The 24,190-nt window shown below is 46.4% G+C and carries 21 protein-coding genes and 1 riboswitch; of the genes, 16 read left to right on the forward strand and 5 right to left on the reverse strand.

The window, feature by feature from the left end; genetic code table 11:
* The first annotated feature begins 299 nt into the window (after positions 1-299).
* Genes FG11_RS10860 through FG11_RS10875 form a run of 4 tightly spaced genes read left to right on the forward strand, consistent with a single transcriptional unit; the run spans position 300 to position 3,976 of the window.
* Entirely contained in the window at positions 300-944 is a 645-nt protein-coding gene (locus tag FG11_RS10860; protein ID WP_047535005.1) for a thermostable hemolysin, read from the forward strand.
* Positions 945-953: 9 nt separating this feature from the next.
* Positions 954-2,480 carry an AMP-binding protein gene (locus FG11_RS10865; protein WP_047535006.1) on the forward strand — a complete coding sequence of 509 codons (1,527 nt, stop codon included), beginning with the start codon at positions 954-956 and terminating at the stop codon, positions 2,478-2,480.
* Complete coding sequence (locus tag FG11_RS10870; RefSeq protein ID WP_047535008.1) at positions 2,477-3,151, forward strand: TenA family transcriptional regulator; 675 nt, start codon at positions 2,477-2,479, stop codon at positions 3,149-3,151. The genes FG11_RS10865 and FG11_RS10870 overlap by 4 nt, the downstream gene beginning before the upstream one ends.
* A gap of 18 nt (positions 3,152-3,169) precedes the next feature.
* Complete coding sequence (locus FG11_RS10875) at positions 3,170-3,976, forward strand: SDR family oxidoreductase (RefSeq protein WP_047535010.1); 807 nt, start codon at positions 3,170-3,172, stop codon at positions 3,974-3,976.
* A 124-nt stretch (positions 3,977-4,100) separates the two neighbouring features.
* On the opposite strand, the gene FG11_RS10880 is transcribed toward FG11_RS10875, so the two are convergent.
* Positions 4,101-4,328 carry a hypothetical protein gene (locus tag FG11_RS10880; protein ID WP_020183112.1) on the reverse strand — a complete coding sequence of 76 codons (228 nt, stop codon included), beginning with the start codon at positions 4,326-4,328 and terminating at the stop codon, positions 4,101-4,103.
* A 66-nt stretch (positions 4,329-4,394) separates the two neighbouring features.
* A riboswitch (TPP riboswitch) is annotated at positions 4,395-4,506 on the forward strand.
* A gap of 26 nt (positions 4,507-4,532) precedes the next feature.
* On the opposite strand from FG11_RS10880, the gene thiC reads away from it, so the two are divergent.
* Positions 4,533-6,416, forward strand: coding sequence for a phosphomethylpyrimidine synthase ThiC (thiC, locus tag FG11_RS10885; protein ID WP_020183113.1), 1,884 nt, complete (start codon positions 4,533-4,535; stop codon positions 6,414-6,416).
* A gap of 163 nt (positions 6,417-6,579) precedes the next feature.
* Here thiC and FG11_RS10890 read toward each other — a convergent pair whose 3' ends face one another.
* The 4 genes from FG11_RS10890 to FG11_RS10905 all read right to left on the reverse strand — a co-directional run bounded on the left by FG11_RS10890 (position 6,580) and on the right by FG11_RS10905 (position 10,641).
* Positions 6,580-6,888 (reverse strand): DUF5666 domain-containing protein, encoded by a 309-nt coding sequence (locus tag FG11_RS10890; RefSeq protein WP_020183114.1) that lies wholly within the window; start codon positions 6,886-6,888, stop codon positions 6,580-6,582.
* Between the two features lie 279 nt (positions 6,889-7,167).
* Positions 7,168-8,067, reverse strand: coding sequence for a serine protease (locus FG11_RS10895; RefSeq protein WP_047535011.1), 900 nt, complete (start codon positions 8,065-8,067; stop codon positions 7,168-7,170).
* A gap of 14 nt (positions 8,068-8,081) precedes the next feature.
* A complete protein-coding gene (locus FG11_RS10900) occupies positions 8,082-8,912 on the reverse strand; it encodes a hypothetical protein (RefSeq protein WP_047535012.1) in 831 nt (276 codons plus the stop codon).
* Positions 8,913-9,072: 160 nt separating this feature from the next.
* A complete protein-coding gene (locus tag FG11_RS10905; protein ID WP_047535013.1) occupies positions 9,073-10,641 on the reverse strand; it encodes an FAD-dependent oxidoreductase in 1,569 nt (522 codons plus the stop codon).
* Positions 10,642-10,822: 181 nt separating this feature from the next.
* Here FG11_RS10905 and creB point away from each other — a divergent pair, with 181 nt between their 5' ends.
* The 11 genes from creB (at position 10,823) to FG11_RS10960 (ending at position 24,187) form a co-directional block, all read left to right on the forward strand.
* Positions 10,823-11,533 carry a two-component system response regulator CreB gene (creB, locus tag FG11_RS10910; RefSeq protein ID WP_047535018.1) on the forward strand — a complete coding sequence of 237 codons (711 nt, stop codon included), beginning with the start codon at positions 10,823-10,825 and terminating at the stop codon, positions 11,531-11,533.
* Between the two features lie 9 nt (positions 11,534-11,542).
* A complete protein-coding gene (gene creC / locus FG11_RS10915; RefSeq protein ID WP_047535019.1) occupies positions 11,543-12,982 on the forward strand; it encodes a two-component system sensor histidine kinase CreC in 1,440 nt (479 codons plus the stop codon).
* A gap of 132 nt (positions 12,983-13,114) precedes the next feature.
* Complete coding sequence (locus FG11_RS10920; RefSeq protein ID WP_047535021.1) at positions 13,115-15,175, forward strand: VIT and vWA domain-containing protein; 2,061 nt, start codon at positions 13,115-13,117, stop codon at positions 15,173-15,175.
* 34 nt (positions 15,176-15,209) lie between these two features.
* A complete protein-coding gene (locus tag FG11_RS10925; protein ID WP_047535023.1) occupies positions 15,210-16,007 on the forward strand; it encodes an archaeosortase/exosortase family protein in 798 nt (265 codons plus the stop codon).
* Positions 16,004-16,543 (forward strand): hypothetical protein, encoded by a 540-nt coding sequence (locus FG11_RS10930; protein WP_047535025.1) that lies wholly within the window; start codon positions 16,004-16,006, stop codon positions 16,541-16,543. Before FG11_RS10925 ends, FG11_RS10930 begins: the two co-directional genes overlap by 4 nt.
* Positions 16,544-16,562: 19 nt before the next feature.
* Positions 16,563-17,837: a biosynthetic peptidoglycan transglycosylase gene (locus FG11_RS10935; RefSeq protein WP_047535027.1), complete on the forward strand. Its 1,275-nt coding sequence runs from the start codon at positions 16,563-16,565 to the stop codon at positions 17,835-17,837.
* Between the two features lie 86 nt (positions 17,838-17,923).
* Positions 17,924-18,358: a GlcG/HbpS family heme-binding protein gene (locus FG11_RS10940; protein WP_020183123.1), complete on the forward strand. Its 435-nt coding sequence runs from the start codon at positions 17,924-17,926 to the stop codon at positions 18,356-18,358.
* Positions 18,359-18,551: 193 nt separating this feature from the next.
* Complete coding sequence (locus FG11_RS10945) at positions 18,552-19,811, forward strand: pseudouridine synthase (RefSeq protein ID WP_047535029.1); 1,260 nt, start codon at positions 18,552-18,554, stop codon at positions 19,809-19,811.
* A 31-nt stretch (positions 19,812-19,842) separates the two neighbouring features.
* Complete coding sequence (locus FG11_RS10950) at positions 19,843-20,232, forward strand: YidB family protein (protein WP_025225087.1); 390 nt, start codon at positions 19,843-19,845, stop codon at positions 20,230-20,232.
* Between the two features lie 74 nt (positions 20,233-20,306).
* On the forward strand, positions 20,307-21,134 hold the full coding sequence (locus FG11_RS10955) for an undecaprenyl-diphosphate phosphatase (protein WP_047535031.1): 828 nt from the start codon (positions 20,307-20,309) through the stop codon (positions 21,132-21,134).
* Positions 21,135-21,160: 26 nt separating this feature from the next.
* The gene (locus FG11_RS10960; protein WP_047535033.1) at positions 21,161-24,187 is read left to right on the forward strand and encodes an AsmA family protein; all 3,027 of its coding nucleotides are present in this window, start codon (positions 21,161-21,163) and stop codon (positions 24,185-24,187) included.
* Positions 24,188-24,190 lie beyond the last annotated feature (3 nt).

Here is a 24,190-nt window from a genome sequence, read left to right on the forward strand (position 1 = left end):
TATGCCAACTACTTGAAAAGCAAACAACAACCGTTTAAATATTAAAATTTATCTTTATTAAACAGTGAGTTATAAAAAATAGGCACGCCTTATGCGTACAGGCACTGCAGCATGTTTGTCATGCCTACTGCAAAAACCCTACGTTTTTTGCAGGCAATTAAAATAGCCTACCTGATGAATCGTGCAAAATTTGCATGATATATATGGTGAAAATAGGTTAACCATCTGATTTATATCGATAAAAATAGATGGCACATGGCTTGCATCTATCCATTTAAGTCATTACTAAAAGGGCGCCTATGCTCACCACTGCCACTGCAACATCCACGATGTATACTGCTGATACTGCTTATCAACTGAGGGATTTCGCCCAGTCGAAACGCTATCAAGTGAACGAAATTACTGCACACACTGTTGCTCCTGATGCGCCATGCCGTGCCGAGGTTGAGAGCTTTATTCAAACAGTGTTTAAGCAAGTGTATGGCGCCAATATCACACAATTTATGCCGGATTTAGTCGCCCTGCGCGATACCAATGGCGTGCTGATGGCAGCCTTTGGTTTACATGCTGCAGCGCATGAAAAATTGTTTCTGGAACAATATATCGATGTGCCGATTGAGCAACTGATGTCCGAACGCTTGGGTAGAAGCATTACCCGCCATGAAATCACTTGTATTGGTAATTTGGCTGTTGCCAATCCACGTAATGCAGGCGTGCTCATCGCACACGTGATTCAACACAGTTTGAATATTGGTATTGAGTGGTGCGTGGCTACGGCGCATCACAGCTTACAAAATGGATTAATCAAAGGTGGGCGTGATGTGTATGCGTTAGCACCTGCCAATCCAAACCGACTCACCCCCGAAGCATTAAGCCAATGGGGTACGTATTATCGCCATCTGCCGCAAATCATTGCCATACGTGGAGTAGCTAATTCGCTTTAATCCAGCCTTATGATTCATTCAGCCATTATTCAACATGCAAGGCAAGCGCCTGACCGCGTTGCCTTGCATGGTCTAGAAAGCACGCTCACGTATGGCATGTTGAATGCCTGCATTATTAAAGCCAGCATTCATTTAGCCAAATTTGCAGACCATACACGCATTGCCATTGCGCTCCAGAACCAACCTGCCTGGGTAGTGTTGGATATCGCAGCGTTGCAGCTCAACCTGCCGCAAGTGCCACTGCCCGCTTTCTTTTCAGATGCGCAACTGCAGCATGCCATTCAAGATGCAGGGGTTAACGTACTGATCACCGACCAAGCTGCGCGCTACGATGCTATTTTGGGTGATCGCATCATCCATAAAACCACCACGCAAATTGCAGATGTAGAGCTGACGGAATATCAACTCATGACTGTTGACACACCTATAGCGGCAAATACCGCCAAAATCACCTATACCTCTGGCACTACCGGCGCACCCAAAGGGGTATGTTTAAGCCAGCAAGCCATGCTACAAGTGGCGCAAGCCATTCAGTCTTCGGTCAAACTCACCCCAAATGACCACCACTTATGTGTGTTGCCACTGTCCACCTTGTTAGAAAATGTGGCTGGGGTGTATGCCAGCCTGATTGCGGGTGCGACCGTACATCTCTACCCTGCCGAGCAAGTGGGATTTGCCGGTGTAAATTTTGATGTGAAAAAGCTGTTTTCGGCACTGGCTTTAAGCCAAGCATCTACTGTCATTCTGATTCCAGAACTGCTGAACGCGCTGATTAAATTGTGCGAAACCGAAGCAGCACATGCCTATGCAACAGCGCTCATACATTTACGATTCATTGCCGTAGGCGGCGCGCATGTATCGAGCGCATTGCTACACCGCGCTGGCGCACTCGGCCTGCCGGTGTACGAAGGCTACGGCTTATCAGAAAGTGCTTCTGTCGTGACCCTCAACACACCAGAATCCGTAAGAATCGGCAGCGTAGGTAAACCGCTGCCACATATCAGCATGTGTGTTGCCGATGACAACGAAATCTTAGTCAAAGGCTCAAACTTTCTTGGCTATACCCACGCACCCGCCAGCTTTGAAGGCGACGGCTGGATGCCCACCGGAGACATAGGCTATTGCGATGCAGATGGCTTTTGGTTTCTACAAGGGCGCAAAAAAAACATGTTCATCACCTCGTTTGGCCGCAATGTATCGCCAGAATGGATAGAACTTGAATTGCGCCACTTGCCCGGCGTTCAACAAGCCTGCGTATTCGGCGAAGCCAAACCTTGGAATGTGGCGGTGATTACCCTGAGCCAAGACTTTATCTCTCAGAAATCCACAGACAACACTACATTGGCGGGCAGCATTGCCGCGCTCAACGAACAACTACCGGATTACGCACGGATTGGTCATTGGCTGATTAGCCGCGACCCATTTAGCGTGGATAACGGACAACTGACGCCCAATGGCCGCCTCAAACGTGAGGCTATTTGGCAGTCATACCAACACAATATTGAAGCACTCTATGCAGAAAAGGAATATCTATGACGTTTTATCATCAACTAATTGCCGCTACAGAACAAGAGCGCAATACCCTGATGAGTCTGCCCCTGATCCAACAAGGCGGCGCTGGCAATATCTCGTTACAAACCTACATTGCGTTTCTCACACAAGCGTATCATCATGTCAAACACACCACACCGTTGTTGATGGCATGCGGCGGTCGTTTAAGCGGTCAATACGAATGGCTACGCACCGCCATTGGTGAATATATTGAAGAAGAGATGGGGCATCAAGAATGGGTGCTGAACGACATAGCAACATGCGGTGCCGATAAAGAAGCAGTGCGTAATGCAAGCAATGCCGACTCCAGCCCGAGCCAAGCGACTGAACTGATGGTGGCCTATGCTTACGACATGATTTACCGCGTTAATCCAGTCGGTTTTTTTGGCATGGTATTGGTGCTAGAAGGCACCAGCACAGCGGTGGCTACACAAGCAGGTGAACAGCTAATGTCCAGTTTAAATCTACCTAAAAAGGCGTTTAGCTATTTGCTGTCTCATGGCTCCTTGGATATCAGCCATGTTTCGTTCTACGAGAGTTTGATGAACCAAATCACGGATGAAAAAGACCAAGCTATTGTGATTCACGCCGCAAAAATGTTCTATAAACTGTATGGCGATGTATTTAGAGATGTTGCAGCCCGCACCATGTCATGATTGATGAAGGGAAACATTATGCAATTATCGCAACAACGCATCTTGCTCACGGGTGCAACTGGTGGCTTGGGCCGTGAGGTCGCTTTACTGCTAGCCAAAAAAGGGGCCATTCTCGGTTTAGTGGGGCGTGACTCGCAAAAACTCAACGCACTTAAACAGCAAGTTGAGCAAGCCGGCGGCAGGGCCGAATGCCTTGTGGTCAACCTGAGTGATGAAGGTGCCAGCACCGCACTCATTCAACAGGCCAAGGCTGCGCTGGGTCATATTGATATATTGATCAATAACGCTGGTGTACTGGATTTTATTGAGCTACAAGACCAAAGTGATGCGCGCATCGCAGAGATGGTCAATACCAATGTCACAGCATTGATTCAACTCACACGCGCAATACTGCCTGATTTTCAGTCAGCCAATAAAGGCCACTTTGTCTTTATCGGCTCTATTTTCGGCTCACTGGGCTTTCCGCACTTTGCCACCTACTGCGCCACCAAGTTTGCAGTGCATGGCTTTTCCCAAGCGTTAAGACGTGAATTGGTCAATACCAAGATAGGTGTCACTTACGTTGCCCCCAGAGGGATTGATACGCCTATGAATGCACCGAATGTAGATGCGATGTGGAAAAAATCCGGCAATGCGGTAGATAAGCCGGACAAAGTGGCCAGCTTGATTGTGAAAGCGCTAGAACAAGAGAAACAGGAGCTGTTTATTGGGCAACCGCAAAGCTTTTTTGCTTGGCTCAATGGCGTGTTTCCAAGCGCGGTGAATATAGGGCTTAAACAACAAACGGCATTGGCGGCAGAATTTCTAAAGAAACCACACCCATAAAATAGGCCTCAAAAAAGCAAAAAACTTCGTTAAGAAGTTTTATAAGTGCGATTTGAGATCAGTTTTTTCTGTAAGAAATTACAGACTAAGAAATTACAGACTAAGAAACTATAGGATATATAAGCTATAGATAAAGTACAGCCGGGAAAACAGTTGCAGCAAACACAAATACCAGCCATTCCATTCCCCAGCGCTCTAAGTGGCCGGTGAAATGCAGCGTTAGCACAGCAATAGCTAACAAGTAATAAATGGCGATTAAAATCATAAGTGATAAAAATGAATGTTCTGTTTTTTGTACAAGTGTATTTATATCATTTTTTACTAAAAAAGTATCTACTCTCTCCACATTCATAACGACAACACAATCGTATTCTTTAACGTAAATTCTTGCTTTTCAACGATTTTTCGCGTACATTTCGCCTATTGCTAGGGGTCTGTAAATCCTTATTTTTATATGGTTTTTGCAGTGAGAAACACCCTTCGAACCTGATGCGGGTCATACCGCCGTAGGGAAGCGCCTTTATGCTCCTTACGCTATTAATTTTTGGAGCATGCCTTGAACGCCACCGATAAAAATCTAGTTAAATTTCTTAACGAAACCGCCTCTGTAGATGAAGGCGCGACCAAACCTTTTGCCAAATCACGCAAAATTTATGTAGAAGGTAGCCGCCCAGATATTCGCGTACCGTTTCGTGAAATTTCTTTAAGCGATACGCCGTCTGCATTCGGTGCAGAAAAGAACCCACCTGTTGTGGTTTACGATACATCAGGTCCATATACGGATCCTGATGTCAGCATTGATATCCGTAACGGTTTGCCTGCGCTGCGCGCTGGTTGGATTATGGAACGCGGCGATGTAGAACAACTGGATGGCCCAAGCTCAGAATTTGGTCACCAACGCTTGGTAGACCCAGAACTGTCTGAAATGCGTTTTAACTTGCACCGCAAACCTTTGCGCGCAAAAGCCGGCCAAAACGTCAGCCAAATGCACTACGCACGTAAAGGCATCATCACGCCAGAGATGGAATACATTGCCATCCGTGAAAATCAACGCCGCGAAAACATGAGCGAGTTGCTACAAACGCAACACCCAGGCCAACATTTTGGCGCGAGTATTCCAAAAGTCATCACGCCAGAATTTGTACGTGACGAAGTTGCACGTGGCCGCGCCATTATTCCTTTGAACATCAACCACCCGGAAATCGAGCCGATGATTATCGGCCGTAACTTCTTGGTGAAAATCAATGCCAACATCGGTAACTCAGCATTGGGTTCTTCAATTAGCGAAGAAGTAGAAAAAATGGTGTGGGGTACCCGTTGGGGCGGCGATACCGTGATGGATTTATCCACTGGTAAAAACATCCATGAAACACGCGAGTGGATCATCCGTAACTCACCAGTGCCTATTGGTACCGTACCTATTTACCAAGCCTTAGAAAAAGTAAACGGCAAGGCAGAAGACCTAACTTGGGAAATTTTCCGCGATACGTTAATTGAGCAAGCAGAGCAAGGTGTGGACTACTTCACCATCCATGCAGGTGTACGTTTAGCGTATATCCCTATGACGGCTAAACGCATGACCGGTATCGTGTCACGCGGTGGTTCGATTATGGCGAAATGGTGCTTAGCACACCATAAAGAGTCATTCTTGTATGAGCATTTTGAAGACATCTGCGACATCATGAAAGCCTACGATGTGAGCTTCTCACTCGGTGATGGCTTACGCCCAGGTTCTATTTACGATGCCAACGATGAAGCGCAATTTGCAGAACTCAAAACATTAGGTGAATTGACACAAATCGCTTGGAAGCATGATGTGCAATGTATGATCGAAGGCCCAGGCCATGTGCCTATGCATTTGATTAAAGAGAACATGGACTTACAACTAGAGCATTGCGGTGAAGCTCCGTTCTATACCTTAGGGCCTTTGACAACTGACATCGCTCCGGGTTATGACCACATCACTTCCGGCATCGGTGCCGCCATGATTGGCTGGTACGGCTGTGCCATGCTGTGTTACGTCACGCCAAAAGAGCACTTAGGCTTGCCAGACAAAGAAGACGTACGCGTAGGCATTATTACTTACAAAATTGCAGCGCATGCTGCCGACTTGGCCAAAGGCCACCCAGGTGCGCAAATCCGTGACAATGCATTAAGTAAAGCGCGCTTTGAGTTCCGTTGGGAAGACCAATTTAACCTAGGCCTAGACCCGGAAAAAGCCAAGGAATTCCACGATGAAACCTTGCCGCAAGAAGGCGCGAAACAAGCGCACTTCTGCTCAATGTGCGGCCCGCATTTCTGCTCTATGAAAATTAGCCAAGATGTACGTGATTACGCAGCAGAGCAAGGGGTTTCTGAACAAGAAGCACTACACAAAGGCATGCAAGAAAAAGCCATTGAGTTTGTGAAAAAAGGCAGTGAAGTGTATCAAAAAGTGTAATCGCTTTTAGATAGCTTTGACCAATAAAAAAGCCAGCGCATGCTGGCTTTTTTATTGGGCTTGAGCCCAGTTAGGCTTATCACCCAGACAATAATAACTGCTGTGGGTTATTCATGCTCTAAGGCATACCAAACGATAAGCCTAGGCACTGGCTAACGTGTGATTATTTTTTCCCACATTTGCTTGGCTTGGCAGATTCAATCTCTTTCACCACACCTTTTTTGTGTTCAACCTCAACGCATGAGCCGACCACTAAAGGGCCATGGTCATTATCGATGTCTGTTTTATCAGTAACTTCGACTTGCTGACCACTGATCACCCAAATACCGGGGTTTTCAGCAGGGCGGCTCTCAACCGTGCCGTAAAACTCTTCATCAGCAAACGCTAAGTTGCTAGATGCAAAACAACTGGTTGCAACAATTAATAGGGCAACTCTTAAAGTAACGAATGGTTTTGTTTTTGCGATATTCATAACATACTCCTCATGATTAATTATGTGTATTGGCTAGGATTTAAAATCAAGCCCATAAAAAAATCATAACGAGTAATGTGTGCTTTACACATAGGACAAATGCTTATTGTTGTGTAGGAATTGATGAAGGGATAAACAGCTACTTTAAAGCATGCAGGAAAAACAACACAGATTTTATCATTAAGTTTGAGCCCTGTGCGGCCCACCAATTCAAACAAAAATGAGAACTGGCATTTTATTATTATGATTTAGAAGCTTTTTATTTAATTCTAACGAATATTAATTCGTTGGGTCTGTATAACTTGATGTGATTGTTCCATCAGTTACTAGATTATTGGAGAACTTAACTCTGTCTAACCCTAAAGGTTTTGTATCCGACTGTTGAAAATAATCCCATAAGTAATAATCTACCCCTTTTTCGGGGTTAGCCATCCATTCGGGCGGAATCGGTAAGCTAACTACAGGCCATAAAAGTGCCGCATATGAAACATGCGCTTCCTCTGTCGAGGCGGCAGGTAAACTGCCACTAATAACACCGCAGACTTCACTTTTTTCGTTGACTACATAACCTCCACTCATTCCTCGATTAAATTGTGCGTCAACTTGGAAACAAGGAAATGAATACAGTCCGCGGTCTCTCATGTCAAAGTGAACATCATTAACCACACCTTCTGAAAATAGGCGTTTAACATCTATATCTAAGTGAATACTGTCATCTTCCAGTTGCAATTGATTGATGGTTATTTCATGTATTCCGCTGCCTGCAATTTTGTCGCCAATACGCGGAGGAATGAATGAGAGTGCCAACCCATTCCACTTAGTGTAGTTTTTAGCATCTTCGTGAGCTGCACGTAATGTGATCAAAGCGATATCACAATTATTAATCATTCCTATGGAATGAATATCCCATAAAATCAGTTTCCGATTACCTTTGTATGTTTGGATAATAGAGTATTGAAATCGACCAGGTTTGCCTTGTTCTAACTCCGGATCGTCTTTAAATAACTGAAGGGCAACATGCTTCGCAGTAAAAAGCATTTGTATTCCAACGACAAATACTGTGCCCATCCAAATCTGTTCTGCACTCTTGAATTCACCAGTTCGATCAATGCGGATCAATACAGGCATATATTCTTTTACGAACTCATTTTTTTCACTAACTAAACTGATTTTTGCCATAGACCCACGCTTGATCAGATCATAGCCGGAATGCTAATTAACGCATCACCAACTCTACTTATATCCTCACTAATCTCTCTACCAAGATAACTTATGTAAGCTTCTGGCTCTCCAGGCACTCTGGGTTTGCATAAAGAGTAAGCTTTGTAACCATATGCATTAGCAATACCAAGTTGGATGTCCCCACCTATAGTTGAAAAAGTTTCATCATGTATACATGAATTAATTACATTTCTTGGCGATCTGCTGCTGGCATTATCTGGAGATAGCGCAGCTGAGAGGGCTGTACGTAAACGAGACTTCATCTCCTCGCTTCTATCCCCAAGGTAGATAAAGTCTTTGTCCTTTATGTCTTCATGAGCTGTATAAGAAATGGAAAATATCCCATCCACTTGTACAGGTTTAAAGTGAAAAATACACAATTTATTTGTTGCATGACAAAAACCAAATAACGCTAACTCTGCAAGCATTGGGACAGGAGAAAACTCTTTATAGTCATCAAATGTTCTTAAAAAGTAGGAGTGAATAAATTTAGCGATGGCTGACATTGGAACTACATAACCTGGACTTGAAATTAGATTGCTTAACAATGGCAAAATTGCTAAAAATGTATTTTGTCCAATTAATGTACTTCCAGAAAAACAGTAACCAAATGTATTTTCATAAGAAACCTCACTAAAGAACCCTTGTGCTCCTGGTGATCTGCATATAACTGGAAGTACAAATACTTTAGCTGCATCTTCGATTAGTATTGATGTGCTTGAATGGTTTATGCGGCTATCAGCGGCAATCCAAAGACTTGGACTATTGTTTTCATAATTTCCCCAAATAGCAATTGCTGTCATTAATAGTAGTCCGTTTATAGGTTTATTTTTTCTGCAAAGTGTGAAATTTTGGATGACTTAATTAGATCCCGTTCATGTAACACGGGGGGCTAAAGTTACATTATCTTTGCAGATTAACAGGTATTTCAAATTGTGCAATTTTCGATACATTTAGCTTTTACTACCCAGAATAAAAATTAATTCCAGTATTCGATAGATACGCTTTCAGCATAGAAATAGTTAAGTGATTTCCAACCAGTCCGATATAACCATCCGGGCGCACCAAGTAAAATTCTGCTCCTGAAATTCCCACACGCGCAAGCTCCTCTGTATTGTGCACATCATCTGGAATCACGTGAGTGATTATTAGATCATCAAGCCCCGACATTTTTTCTGGTGCATGTTGACCAATCACAATCAGGTTGTAGCGTGCATCGTCCATTTTCTGAAATATATCTTCGACTGAGCCATCTGCCTGAAACTTGAGCTGGAGCCATGGAAAGCGGTCGCCCGCCTTTGGGGCATTGGGTGGCTGACTGGTAAGCGTTTGTGATAGAGGGCTTTGCCGATAGTGAATGCCGATTTGCGAGATGGTTTGGAAGGCAAGCCGCTTAGTCCACTCAAACGTCATGGCAAACGCGGCGAGGTTGGCTAGGATGCGGGTACGGAATATGCCTGCCAGCCAATGGTCGGAAACCAGCATGGTAAACGCTCGGTCTGTGGTTTTGAGTAAGCGCTGCGCGACTGGCAGGCGCTCGGCCTCGTAACTATCCAGCAGATTTTCACTCGCTTGACCTTTGACCACCAGTGCAAGTTTCCATGCCAGATTATAGGCATCTTGCAGGCCAGTGTTCATGCCTTGCCCACCCATAGGGCTGTGGATATGCGCGGCATCGCCCAGCAAAAAGCAGCGTTTATCGCGAAATTTTTCTGCGGCACGGTGCGCAATGCGATAGGTAGAAAACCAACTACACGCTTTGAAGGTTAGATCAACGCCTGCCTCTTGTTGGATATCGGGGCTAAGTTCGTCAAAGCTGACATCGTCTTTATTTCTCAGCCGTTTGGGCAGAATGCCAATGAGGCGCCAGCGATTGTGACCCGCCATGGGGAAAAACAGATGAAAGCCGTCACGCCATAAATACACGTTGAGTTCATCTGGCACCATATTGCCGGTGGCTTCTGTATCTGCCACAAAAAATACGTGCTCGTACGGCGCGCCGGGAAATTGGATTTCACAGAACTCGCGCACTGCGCTATGTGCACCATCGCAACCCGCAACATAGGCGGCACAGATTTTACGATGGCTGCCATCTGGCAATTTGAGGTTTGCATAGACGCCATCGGCCATTTGTGCGAGCGCAATTAACTCGGTATTCCACTGTATTGAAATATTTTTCTGATTGAGTCGCTCCCCTAGAATGCACTCGTTGTCATCTTGACCGAGCATCAGTACAAAGGGAAATGGGCTGACCGTTTTACCAATATCACCGAGCGGGATGCGTGCCATGCGCTTGCCTGCTGCCCACATATTGGCGCCATTGCCTCTGCGGCCCAGTGCGAGTGCGCGTTCTGCAATACCTAGTTTTGCATAGATTTCCAGCGTGCGAGCATGCACGGCCATGGCGCGCGTTTGCTGTGCGGGGCCAGAATGTCTATCGACAATCATCACGCGGATGCCGCGCCGCCCAAGTTGATTGGCCAGCATTAAGCCAGTGGGGCCAGCGCCTACAATAAGCACATCAATATCCATAGAAATGCTCCTTGCAATTACATAATCGAATAATACTCTTTTGCCACGGCGACCCAACTATGTTCGACAACACAAAAGCATCACCGTTAAGATAATATAGACGACGCTAATGCGTTATAGAATATGCATACTTAGCTAATGAGATTAGCGTCACTTACTTAAACAAGAATAACGGCACACCATGGTACAGCGCATATTAGTGATAGAAGACGAGCCGAGCATTGCGGAAACCACCACCTATGCGCTGAATACCGATGGCTTTGAAACGGTATGGGCAAGCACCGGCCAGCATGCCATTGATATTCTGCAGCAGCAAAGTTTTGATCTGGCGGTATTGGATGTTGGCCTGCCGGACATCAATGGCTTTGAGGTGTTTAGGCAAATTAACCATTTGTTGCCGGTGATTTTTTTAACGGCGCGCTCGGGTGAGATTGACCGTATTGTGGGGCTGGAGTTGGGCGCGGATGACTACATTGCCAAACCGTTTAGCCCACGTGAGTTATGCGCACGCATCCGTACGGTGCTGCGGCGTGTACAAAAGCAACAGACCCAAGCACAAGAGGCAGTGCCTACTAACCACACACGTGCCAATCACGCCAGTAAGCAAAACAACTTTTTTATTGATGAAGAGCGCAAGTGCATTCAATACCTTGGGGTGATGCTGGAGCTTTCGCGCACGGAATACCGCTTACTTAAAGTACTGTGTGAGCGACCCGGGCGTGTGTTCACGCGTGAAGAATTGATGAACCAAGCTTGGGAACACCCGGATGTGAGTTTAGAACGCACAGTGGATGCACATATTAAGCTTATCCGCGCCAAGCTACGCGTGGTGAATGCAGAGACAGACCCCATTTTGACGCACCGCGGCTTGGGTTATTCGCTTAAAGAATAGCCTGCACACATGAGCAAACGTAACCGTATTTTTTTAAGTGTGATATTGCTGTTTACGCTGGGCGTGGCTGCGCTGCTGTATACGGTGAGCTCTGGCTTGGATATTCGCTACCGCGAATCTGCAGAGGAAACCTTAGTAGACACCGCCTATATTATGGCGGCATGGATTGAAGCCGATGCCTCTGAATCGCTGATTGATGCCTCGCGCATGAATCACGTATTCGACAACCTATATAGCCGCCGCTTTACTGCCAAAATTTACGCCATTACCAAGCACAACGTCAATTTACGCGTGTATGTCACCGATAGTAATGGCACCGTGGTGTATGACTCGAAAGGCGAGAAAACAGGGGAGGATTTTCGTGCTTGGCACGATATTCACATGACCTTGTCTGGCCAATATGGCGCACGCACTACACGCACGGACGAGAACGACCCCAAAAGCAGCGTGATGTATGTGGCCGCGCCCATCCACGATAGCAACAATCAAATTATTGGCGCAGTCAGTGTGGGTAAAGCGGTGTCATCGCAACATGAGCTCATTACTTCTGCGCAACAAAAACTGGTGAATGTTGGCCTGATTACGTTGATGGCCTTTTTAATATTGTTGATTGTAGTAACGGTATGGCTGGCCAGCCCCACGCAACTCACACACGATATTGTGCAGGTATTTAAGCAAGAAAAGCTCACTCATCCAGTACGAATCTTACGCAGATTACGCACCATTTTTAAAAGCGCATTTTTAGATATGCGCGATGCAATGGCAGGCCGTAGCTATACCGAGGAATATGTGCAAGCGCTTACACATGAGCTGAAAAGCCCACTGACAACCATCAGAGGCGCTGCCGAATTGTTGCGTGAACCGATGGCCGAAACGCAAAAAATACGCTTTGCCGATAACATTCATCATCAGGCGCTGCGCCTGCAAGAGCTGGCCGATAAGCTACTTGAGTTATCCAGCCTGGAAAAACGCCACACTTTAGAAGAAGCCAATGCTGTGAGCATGCTGCGTTTGACGCAAGAGCTGATGCAAGCGTTAGCACCGATGGCTGAGCGTAAAAAAATCAAACTGGAGTTGATCGCGCAAGAAGATGTCACCGTGATGGGCGATGCTTTTTTACTGCAGCGCGCACTTACCAACTTGCTGGCCAATGCACTTGATTTTTCACCTGCGGACAGCAGCATCACAACCCAGATTGAAACCCAAGGCAAGCAATGCGTCATCAGCATCCGCGACCTTGGGCAGGGTATTCCGGAATATGCGCTAGACCGGATATTTGAGAAATTCTACTCGTTACGTCGCCCGGATTCCGGGCAAAAAAGCACGGGCTTGGGTCTGCCGTTTGTGCGTGAGATTGCACATTTGCATGGCGGCGAAATTGTGCTTGCCAATCATCCGCAAGGGGGCGCAATCGCGCGTTTGACCCTGCCAAAAATCAGCAATACTTAGCATTAAACCTCGTTTTTCAGTCAAATTTCACACAGATTTCACACGCATTTCTCACGGAGTTCCCAGTGAGTTCTCGCTAGCAGCGCATGCTTCACCTTGTGCAAATTGAGCACCAATTAACAGGAGTGAATCATGAATATACTAAAAGGATGCGCATTCATACTGGCATCCACCGCCTCAGCCAGCTTGATGCTGTTATCGAATACAAGCTATGCAGACACCAACCCCAGCACTGATACCGAAAAAACCTTATCTCCTTACTTTTTCGTCAAAAGCAACGACCCCAGCATTGATCAATTGCCGCTGAAATCCACCGACGTTAAAGTCAATATCACAGGCGTAATTGCCGATGTGGTGGTGACTCAGCATTACCGCAATGAGGGCAGCCGCCCGTTAGAAGCCAAATATGTGTTCCCAGCCTCTACCCATGCCGCGGTATATGGCTTGCAAATGCATATTGGTGACCGCGTGGTAGAAGCAAAAATCCGTGAGAAAAAGCAAGCCAAAGCCGAATATGAGCAAGCCAAGTCTGAAGGCAAAAGCGCTTCTTTGTTAGAGCAGGAACGTCCCAATGTTTTCCATATAAACGTGGCCAATATTTTGCCCGGTGACGATATTGCGGTGGTATTACATTACACAGAAACCATTATCCCGACCTCTGGCAAATATGAATTTGTATACCCAGGTGTGGTTGGGCCGAGATATAACGGCGCCACGGAATCAAATAACGGCGAGGCTCCTAGCGGCGTAAAAGAGCCATGGGTGCAAACGCCTTATTTGAAGGCTAATGTGGCTAACAATAATACCTTTGCGATGGATGTGAATATCCATACGCCGATTCCATTGCAAACCATCAGCAGTAGCTCGCACCAAGTCAGCATTGCGCAGCCGGATAAGCAACATGCCAACTTAAAACTAGCCGCTAACACCACCAATGGTAACCGCGATTTTATTTTAAGTTATAGCTTGGCGGGCGACAAAATTCAAACCGGTACCTTACTTTACCAAGGCGCTGACGAAAACTTTTTTATGACGATGATCGAGCCGCCTAAACGCGTGACAAGTACGCAGATTGTGCCACGTGAGTACATTTTTATTGTGGATGTGTCTGGCTCGATGGGTGGCTTCCCTTTAGATACCGCTAAAACTTTACTGCGTAACATGGTCGGCAATTTACGCCCGACCGATACCTTTAACGTGATGTTGTTCTCTGGTGGCAACACTGTCTTGGCACCGCGCTCCCTACCTGCCAATGCCGACAATATCGAGCGCGCGATTGCTGCGATTAATCAACAAAATGCAGGTGGCAGCACCGAATTATTACCTGCGCTAAGAGCAGCCTTGAGCATGGATAAAACAGACACACGCTCCCGCAATTTTGTGGTGATTACCGATGGTTATGTCACCGTAGAAAAAGAAGCGTTTGATTTAATCCGCAACAATTTAAACAAAGCCAATGTGTTCTCGTTTGGGATTGGTTCGGATGTAAACCGCTTTTTGATGGAAGGCATTGCCCATGCTGGTGAGGGCGAAGCATTTATTGTGACCAACGATGCTGAAGCAAAAGTAGCTGCGACAAAATTTAAGCAATACGTAGAAAGCCCAGTGTGGACGCACTTAACGCTCAATATCAAAGGCTTGGACACCTATGACGTACAACCACAAAAATTGCGCGATTTATATGCAGACCGCCCGATTGTGGTGATTGGTAAATGGCGTGGTAAAGCGCAAGGTAGCATCTCTGTATCTGGCTTAACCAGCAGTGGTCAAGCGCACTATAGCTTAGATATTAAGGAAAGCTTAATTTCAAAAGACAACGCAGCGTTACGTTATTTATGGGCACGCGAAAAAATCGCGGAACTGGATGACTACACCAAATTATTTGCTGAGGAAAACGACCAAGAAATTAAACAGATCACAGACTTGGGCTTGCAATACAACTTACTGACGCAATACACCTCGTTTATTGCAGTTGACCACATTGTGCGCACCAAAGACGCGGCTGATACGGTGAACCAACCATTGCCGTTACCGCAAGGTGTGAGTGAGTTGGCAGTTGGTGCCGAAGTGCCAAGCACGCCTGAGCCAGAGTTTTACCTGATGTTTGCCTTAGCCGGTGGTATGGGCGCTTATTTACGCCGCAGAAAACAACAAGTGCGTAAACATAACGACAATCAAACAAGTGCTAAATAAAGCCATGTTGACTCAAACTATGTATCTAAAAAACATGACATCCAAAAGCTGGCTGATTAGCGGGTTACTGGCGGCCACTCTCCTAGCCGCTTGGCCACACTGGTTATGGATGGTGCGCCGCAGCAGCGACGGCTCTGATGACCCTTGGGGTATCGTCGCGCTGCTTACCCTTGTCGCGCTGATCTATATCGACAAAGATAAGCTCCGCGCACCTCAAGCGTCTGCACTCAGCGCAACAGCGCTATGCATGATCACGGCAACCGCAATGTGGGGGTGGTTGCCACCCATCATTGCAACGGCTTTTGCACTAATTGGCATCAGCATGCTCATCGCAAACCTATTGCCCGCCAATCGTAAACTGATGCCTTTACTCACGCTAGCAATACTGTCGCTACCGCTTGTAGCCTCGCTTAACTTTTACTTGGGTTACCCATTGCGTTGGTTTTGCGCACAAAGCACCAGCATGATTCTGTCTTGGTTGGGTACCGACACCACCCCTGCGGGTGCCAGCCTGTGGTGGAACGGCAAAACCATTTTGATTGATGCGCCTTGTGCTGGCATTGCCATGTTGTGGATAGGTTTATATTTTGGCGCGTTATTTTCTTACTTAAACAATGCCCGCACATTGAGAACCCTCATCAACTTGGGGTTGGCAAGCACCTTAGTCATCATCGCCAACGTACTACGCAATACCTTATTGTTTTATAAAGAATCCGGCATGGTGCACTTGCCCCATTGGACGCACGAAGCAATTGGTTTAGTGATTTTTGCGCTGTTTGTGCCGAGTGTTTATTTTGTATGCCACGCCATGCAAACAAAGGAGGCAACATGAAAACGAGTCATGTATGTCAGGCGTTATTTGTAGCCATGATGCTGGCGTGCGCTACCCGCCCATTTTGGCTGCCTGCAAATCACACCACCAACCAAGCAACAGCAAGCCTTGAGCAACACTGGGCATTTGATGCATGGCACACTAGCCAGCAAAAATTGTATAAACTACCACTATCAGAAGTAGAGCAAAGCTTTGCCGCCAATTTTCCAGGCCATATTGCACGCTTTACCGATGGCAATACTGTGTGGGTGATTCGTTACACGGTGAAACCTACGCGCATGCTGCATTCCTCGATCGACTGTTATCGTGGCTTGGGTTATAACATCAGCATGCAACGCGTGGTAGAGAATGCACAACATCAACGTTGGCGTTGCTTTGATGCCACGAAAGGGCAGCGCTTGCAAGTGTGCGAGCGCATTGTGGATAAGCAAGGCAAGCAATGGACGGATGTCTCCGCTTGGTACTGGGAAAACATATTCAAACAAAACGATCACGCATGGTGGGCCATTACCCAAGTCAGCAGTATCGGGAATTAAGAGTTAACTTTAGCCATATATGATCACATTTAGACGCGTGTTTTTTCTAGCATTATTGGGTTTGTTTGGCTGTGTGATTGGCGTCATTGCTTGGTTATGCAACCCATTTGATAAAACCGCCTGGCGCGTACCGCTACACTTGCCCGTTGTTGGCGTGGTGCATTTACGTGCCTGGCCACTCATGCAATTAGGCACCTCAAGTACGGGCCGCAAATTGCTCAACCATACCCAATGGCGTAGTAAACATGGCCTAGTCACAATAGAAAATCAAACTGGGCCGGAGAAAACAGGGCAAGTCCAACTGCGCTGTGAAGCGTGCCAATTTACTATTAAAGAATTGAGCTCAAAAGCCATTGCGTTTGATGCGGTTAACCTCACTATCGATCAGGTGAATGACCACTTTACTGGTACGCTAGAAATGACGAGCGATCAAACCTCCATTCAAGTGTTATATAGCGCACATGCGCAGATGCAAGGCATTGATTTAGAGTGGTCTTTGCCCACCACGGCCATTGCAGATTTGCTCACCCCACTTAAAACACATTCTGTCACCATCCAAACCGCGCGCGTGACTGGTCATTTATCTGCGAATGGCACACTACACTGGCCTAGCAAACGCTGGAGCGCAAAACCGGTGATTCAACACTTTGATGTCACCGGGCTAGGCACAGAAAAAATCCGTACCGCGAATATACAATTTACCTGCCCGCAGCCAAATGAGCGTGCCAGCAACAATGAAGCCCCACCGCATATTTGGCTGGATAAAAAAAGAATGGGGCGCTGGTTGCCAATGGCGGTCATCATTGCGGAAGACGCTCAGTTTATGCATCACCACGGCTATGATTTTGAGACATTGAGTTATCTACTTGCACAGGAAAACCCCAACAAACAACTGGGTGGCAGTACCATTAGCCAACAGCTGGCCAAGTACCTATTTACCGGCGGCGAGCGCCAATGGAAACGCAAAATTGAAGAGCTGCTGTATGCGGTGGAAATGGAAAGTACCTTAGGTAAGCAGCGGATCCTTAACTTATATCTGAATACCGTCGATTGGGGGCCTGGCATTTGTGGCGCAGCCGATGCAGCGCAATATTACTTTGCTTTGCCCCCGCAAAAACTCTCCCGCACACAAGCGGCATGGTTAGCAGGTATTATCAGAAACCCGCACCGCGCTTGGCAGGAACAGTATTTAGCAAACAATCCCGATATGAAAAGAATCGCATCTATCACACGCTTTATGTCGACCAAAAGCAAGCAAGCACCGACCAAACTAGCGTTTACTTACGCGCATTAAAGAACAACCTGAAACTTTAAGTTAATTTGGTCATCAAGTATCATGGGGCTCAACCTCGTTTCAACACAATAATATTGGAGAATTGCATGCACGTATCTTTTGAAGAAGCACAACAAATTGTCGATAGCGCAGTAAAAAAATCCGTCGAGCTTGGCGTAAAAATGTGTATCGCCGTACTAGATTCAGGCGGCAATATCAAAGCGTTTGCACGCATGGATGACGCTTGGGTAGGCAGCAGCGACATTGCCATTAAAAAAGCAAAAACGGCTTGTTACTTTGCCATGCCCTCTGGCGAAATCGGCAAACTCTCTGTGCCTGGTTCACCGCTTTACGGCATTGAGCACTCTAACGATGGCTTAATTACATTCCCCGGTGGCGTGCCTATTGTGGATAAAGAAGGCAACTTGATTGGGGCTGTGGGCGTAAGCGGTGATACGGTAGAAAATGACCATATTGTGGCAGTGGCTGGCGCTACACGCTGTGGTGAATGCGATATGCCTAAACACCCTTGGAGAACCTAATAAAAGTTAAGTTGTTGTAATTAAATAAGCCAGCTGAGCTGGCTTATTTAATTAGACCCGAGCCCTATCTGCTTCACCAAGTTTAGATAATCGAGGTAGACCAATCAGAGGTTTTTGGCTTGAATTATTCAATAGGGTCATATGTAATTGTTTGTTAAAATAAGCACATTACACAAAACGCGTTAGCCTAATTTTGACCACAATTAAACTCAGCAAAACACCCATCAATACGCCATCTACTGGTAAAGCGCCCGTGCGCCGTGCTGATCCGACTAAACGCGATAGAACCAAAGCACCGCCAAAGCCAGTGATTCGGTCAGACAGCGCAGAGGAAATGCCTCGCAGCAATACCGCAAAAGCACCGGGTAATAAGCCAACACGTGACAGCAAGCCAAACAACAGAACCACGCCATACACCAGCAACAAAGCACCTAGTACTGCCAAACCAGACAGCGCACGCCAACGTAATCACAGGCATGACGGTAGCTTGCGTGAGGATAGTCAAGCCCGCCCAGCGCGAAGCCAAGAAAGCACTGAAGCCAGACCAGCAAAATCCCCCAATGTAGACACACGCACCACACCGCGCGCAAGCCGTGAAGAACCGCAATATCGCCAAGCGCCACGCCGTGGCGGCAAGGCGCGCGATGGATATGATGCCAATGCACCTACTTACGGCGCGGCGGCCAAGGCAGCTTATAAACCTGCCGCAAGTACTGTAAGTGACGACTTACCGCGCTTATCTAAGCTCATGGCAGAACGTGGTTTATGTTCCCGTCGTGAAGCCGATGAGTGGATTGTGAACGGCTGGGTGAAAGTCAACGGTGAGATTATTGAAACACTAGGCACCCGTGTGGCGCCAGATGTTGAAATTGTGATCAGCGGCTACGCCAAAGAGCATCAAGCAGAAAACGTCACTATTTTGCTGCATAAGCCAGTGGGCTATGTAAGTGGTCAAGCAGAAGATGACTATGAGCCAGCCATTGTATTGGTACACCCGGAAAATCAATGGGAAGAAGACACTACCCAAAAAACTTTTCAACGTGGTTTTTTAAAAGGCCTTGCACCAGCTGGCCGTTTGGATATTGATTCCACCGGCTTGTTAGTACTTACGCAAGATGGCCGTGTAGCACGTCATTTGATTGGTGAAGACTCCACTGTAGAAAAAGAATATCTGGTACGCGTAGAAGGCGAATTAAGTCACGATGGCTTAACAAAACTTAACTATGGTTTAAGTTTAGACGGCGTTAAACTCAAGCCCGCAAAAGTCTCTTGGCAAAATGAAGATCAATTACGCTTTGTGCTAAGAGAAGGCAAAAAAAGACAGATCAGACGCATGTGCGAAATGGTCGGCCTAAAAGTGGTCGGGCTCAAACGTATTCGCATTGGCAGCGTCACACTTGGCAAGCTGCCCGTGGGTGAGTGGCGATACTTGCGTCCGGATGAACGTTTTTAGCGATTACTACATTTAACCTTGAGGATATAACATGGGATTATTAGATAGCTTAGCAGGCGGCATGCTGGAAAAAATGATGGGCGAAAAAGGCGCTATGGCACAAGTGGCGATGGACATGCTCAACCAGCATGGAGGGTTAAGTGGCGTATTAGACAAATTTAAAGAAAGTGGCTTGGCTGAGCAAGCGGCTTCTTGGGTAGGCAAAGGCGAGAACTTGCCGATTTCTGCTGAGCAAATTGCCAGCGTATTGGGCAATGGTCAACTTGCCGAGATGGCAGCAAAATTTGGCATTGATACCAATACATTAAGCGCACAAATTGCGGAACAATTACCCACGATTGTGGACAAACTCACGCCGGACGGTGAAGTGCCGACAGACTCAGGCAACTTGCTCAAGACAGTATTGGGCATGCTAAAGTAAGCATTGTTAACCATTCGCAAGGGGCTAGCAGCCCCTTTATTCATTTGTTAACCGTTAACATTTTCTAAGGCAACATGGACATACTTTTACTCCTTAAAGCTGCCATCATGGGCATTGTAGAAGGCGCAACTGAATTTTTGCCCATTTCTAGTACCGGCCACCTGATTTTGGCGGGCGATTTACTCAACTTTATGGATCACGACAAACGCAGTGTATTTGAAATTGCGATTCAACTTGGCGCGATTCTAGCGGTGGTATGGGAATATCGTCAGCGTTTTGTCAGCACATTTGCGGGGATCGGTCGTGACCCGATTGCAAACCGGTTAATCATCAATTTAGCCATTGCATTTTTGCCGCTGGCCATATTAGGCTTATCGTTTGGCGATAAGATTAAAGCCGCATTATTTAAACCGGTGCCGGTTGCCATTGCATTTATTGTGGGCGCACTGATTATTTTATGGGCAGAAAAACGTCAGCATACGGTGACCATTGAAACGGTCGACGAGATCAAGCCAATCGACGCATTAAAGCTGGGCTTGGCACAAGCGGTTGCATTAATTCCTGGTATGTCGCGCTCCGGTTCTACCATTATCGGCGGGCTATTTTTTGGGCTATCCCGCAAAGCAGCGGCTGAATTTTCTTTCTTTCTCGCAGTCCCAACCTTAGGTATCGCTTCCATTTACACGATGTACAAAGACCGTGCATTATTAAGCATGGATGATATGGGCGCATGGATAGTGGGGCTTATTTTTGCGTTTATCAGCGCGATGATTGCGGTACGTGCGCTCATACGATATGTGAGCCATCACGACTTTACGATTTTTGCATGGTATCGCATCGCGTTTGGTGTGATTGTGTTGGTGACTGCCTATACAGGATTAGTCGACTGGACAGTACAATAGTGTTTAGCCCATTTTAGGGGGATACAATGAATAAATATTTAAAAATAGGGCTGATAGGGCTAGGCAGCATTGTCGGCCTGATGCTATTGCTTGCGGTGTACTTTGCGCTGACGTTTAACCCCAACGATTACAAACAGCAAATCATTGATTTGGTAAAAGAAAAAAAAGAACGCACCCTGACCATTGAGGGCGATATCAAACTCTCTTTTTGGCCAAAAATTGGTGCAGATTTAGGCAAAATTGCGATTTCTGAACACAAGGGCAGCGCAGAGTTTGCTTCTGTGAACAGCGCAAAAGTAGCGTTGGCCGTACTGCCACTACTTAAAAAGGAGCTGGTGGTCGATACCGTGTATGTGGATGGTGCCAAAGCCAACATTATCAAATATAAAGATGGCACCACCAACTTTGACGATTTGCTGAGCAAAGACGAAGAAGAGTCTACCGAGATTAAATTTGATGTACAGGGCGTCAAGGTCACTAACTCCGCCGTGCAATATAAAGATGAAAGCACAGGCGCAAGCTACGCCATCAATCAATTCAACCTGACCTCTGGTCGCATTGCCTTGGCAGAGCCGATGGATATCGCCACCGACTTTAAAGTGAATGCTAACCAACCTGTGGTGGCCGCAAATGTAAAGGTCAAAGGCGTGTTTTTGGTGGATCCGGAAACCAAACATTTTAAAGTGTCTGGCTTAGATACCTTAATTACCGGTGATATGTTCAATGGCAAAAATGTAGAAGTGAAAGCCAGTGGCGATGTAGATGCCAAGCCGGAGAAGCTTGAATTTTTAGTTGATAGCTTGAAGCTTGCAGCAGCAGGCAATTTTGACGGTGCACAACAAACGGTTGAACTCAACGCGCCTGCGCTCAGCATTTTAAAAGATCAAGTCAGCACCAAAAAAATTACAGTCAATGTCACACAACAAAAAACCGATGCCAATTTAAAACTGAACATGGTGTTGGCAGACATGAAAGGCTCGCCTAAAGCCTTACAAAGCAGCGGCATTAGCGGTGACTTGAATATGACGCAAGGTAAACGTGTGGTCACTGGGCAGTTTTCATCGCCCTTCAATGGCAATATCGATGCTTTGATTTTTGATATCCCCAAACTGGTGGGCAAGCTCAATATTCAAGACCCAAGTTTGCCCAATGGTGAGATCCAAGGTACGTTTAATTTGGGCGCGCATGCGGATATTAAACAAGAAAAAGCAGACAGCACATTTAGCTTAAATGTGGCAGAAACCAAGCTTAACGGCAATGTAGACGTAGCGGGTTTTAAAACGCCAAATATCAAATTCAATGTCAGTGCAGATAAAATCAACCTCAATCAATTACTCGGCAAGGCTTCGGCTGCACCAGCCCCTGCCAGCAAAAAATCCGCCAGCAAGCAGCCAACCGATTTGTCTGCGCTTAAATCCCTACATGTGGATGGCAAGCTCAATATTGGCAGCATTATTTACGACCCATACCGCGTGACTGGGCTAAACGTAGGCATTAAAGCCGATGGACAAAAACTGTCACTCACAGGGCTAGATGTCAAAGTGGATGACAGCCGCATCAAAGGCAATTTTGCCATCAGCCAATTTAATAAGCCGTTGTACACCTTTGATATTGATGTAGACCAAGTGGATTTGGATAGATATGTCGGCGCTTCTACAGGCGATGCTAAACCAGCCAAAACCAGCACTGAGCCAGCCAAACCATTAGATCTATCTGCGCTGAAAGCATTGAACGCAGATGGCAGCATTCGGGTTGGACAATTGAAATATGGCAAAACCAAAGCCAGCAATATCAACATCAAACTCAATGCCAATGGCGAGAAATTAAGTTTAAACCCACTCAGTGCCAAAGTGGATGACAGCCAAATTAACGCCAGCTTGGGTGTGACACAGTTTAGCCAGCCAGCATTTAGTTTTAATGTGAATATCGATAAGTTGGATGCAGACCGCTATATCACCAAAAGCGAACCAAGCGCCGCCCCCAAAACCACGCAGGCCAGCGCAGAGACGCCGATTGATCTGAGTGCTTTAAAAAAGTTTAACGCCTCTGGCGAGGCCAAAATTGGCTGGCTAAAAATCGCCAACGTCAAAACCGAGAACGTGAATATTGGCCTGAATGCACAAAATGGTGTGGTTAACGTATCGCCATTTGCAGCCAATTTATACCAAGGCAGCATGAGTGGTGCGCTGAAAGTGGATGCACGCGCCACGCCTGTGATCACATTCAAGCAGGCCATGAAAAACATTTCCGTAGGGCCGCTACTGGTTGATGCAATCAACAATGACATGCTGGCGGGCAAGGGCTCAGTAGATATAGATGTAACTACACAAGGCAACACAGTGTCTGCACTCAAAAAAGCTTTGGCTGGCAATGCCGCACTTAACCTAGCGGATGGCGCTGTGAAAGGTATTGATATTGCCGGCACATTACGCGACATGAAAAACAAATTGAATGTATTAAAATCCAAAGATGCACTGGCTAGCGATAAAACCAAAAAGACCGACTTTAGCGAGTTGACCGCCACTTTTACCATTAAAAATGGCGTGGCTCACAATGAAGACCTAGAGATGAAGGCGCCAATACTGCGTTTAGCCAAAGGCGACAGCAAAGGCGATATCGACATTGGCAATGAAAAAATCAACTACCTAGCCAAACCCACAGTGGTTAAATCCTTAAAAGGACAGGGCGGCGCAGACCTTGACCAATTGAGCGGTTTATCTATTCCGGTAAAAATTACCGGCACCTTTGCTAGCCCACAATTTGGGATGGATTTTGCCGCGATTGGCGCTGCCATTGCTAAATCCAGCCTGCTAGATAAAGTAGGTGGCGAAAAAGGGGCCGCTGTAAAAGAACTGCTTGGTAACGAGAATAAAGCGGATGCACTGAAAAACATCTTGGGTGGCAGTAAAAAATCTACTGCCCCTGATGCAGACAAAGCGAATGCTGCCCCTAGCACAGAAGGTGCGCCTGCTGACGCTGCACCAGCAGAGAAACCTAAATCACTCAAAGAACAGGCAAAAGAAGAAGCCTTGAAAAAGCTGCTCAAGTTTTAGCAT

Origin of the sequence: Methylotenera sp. N17, from assembly GCF_000799155.1 — a bacterium.
Classification (GTDB): Bacteria; Pseudomonadota; Gammaproteobacteria; order Burkholderiales; family Methylophilaceae; genus Methylophilus.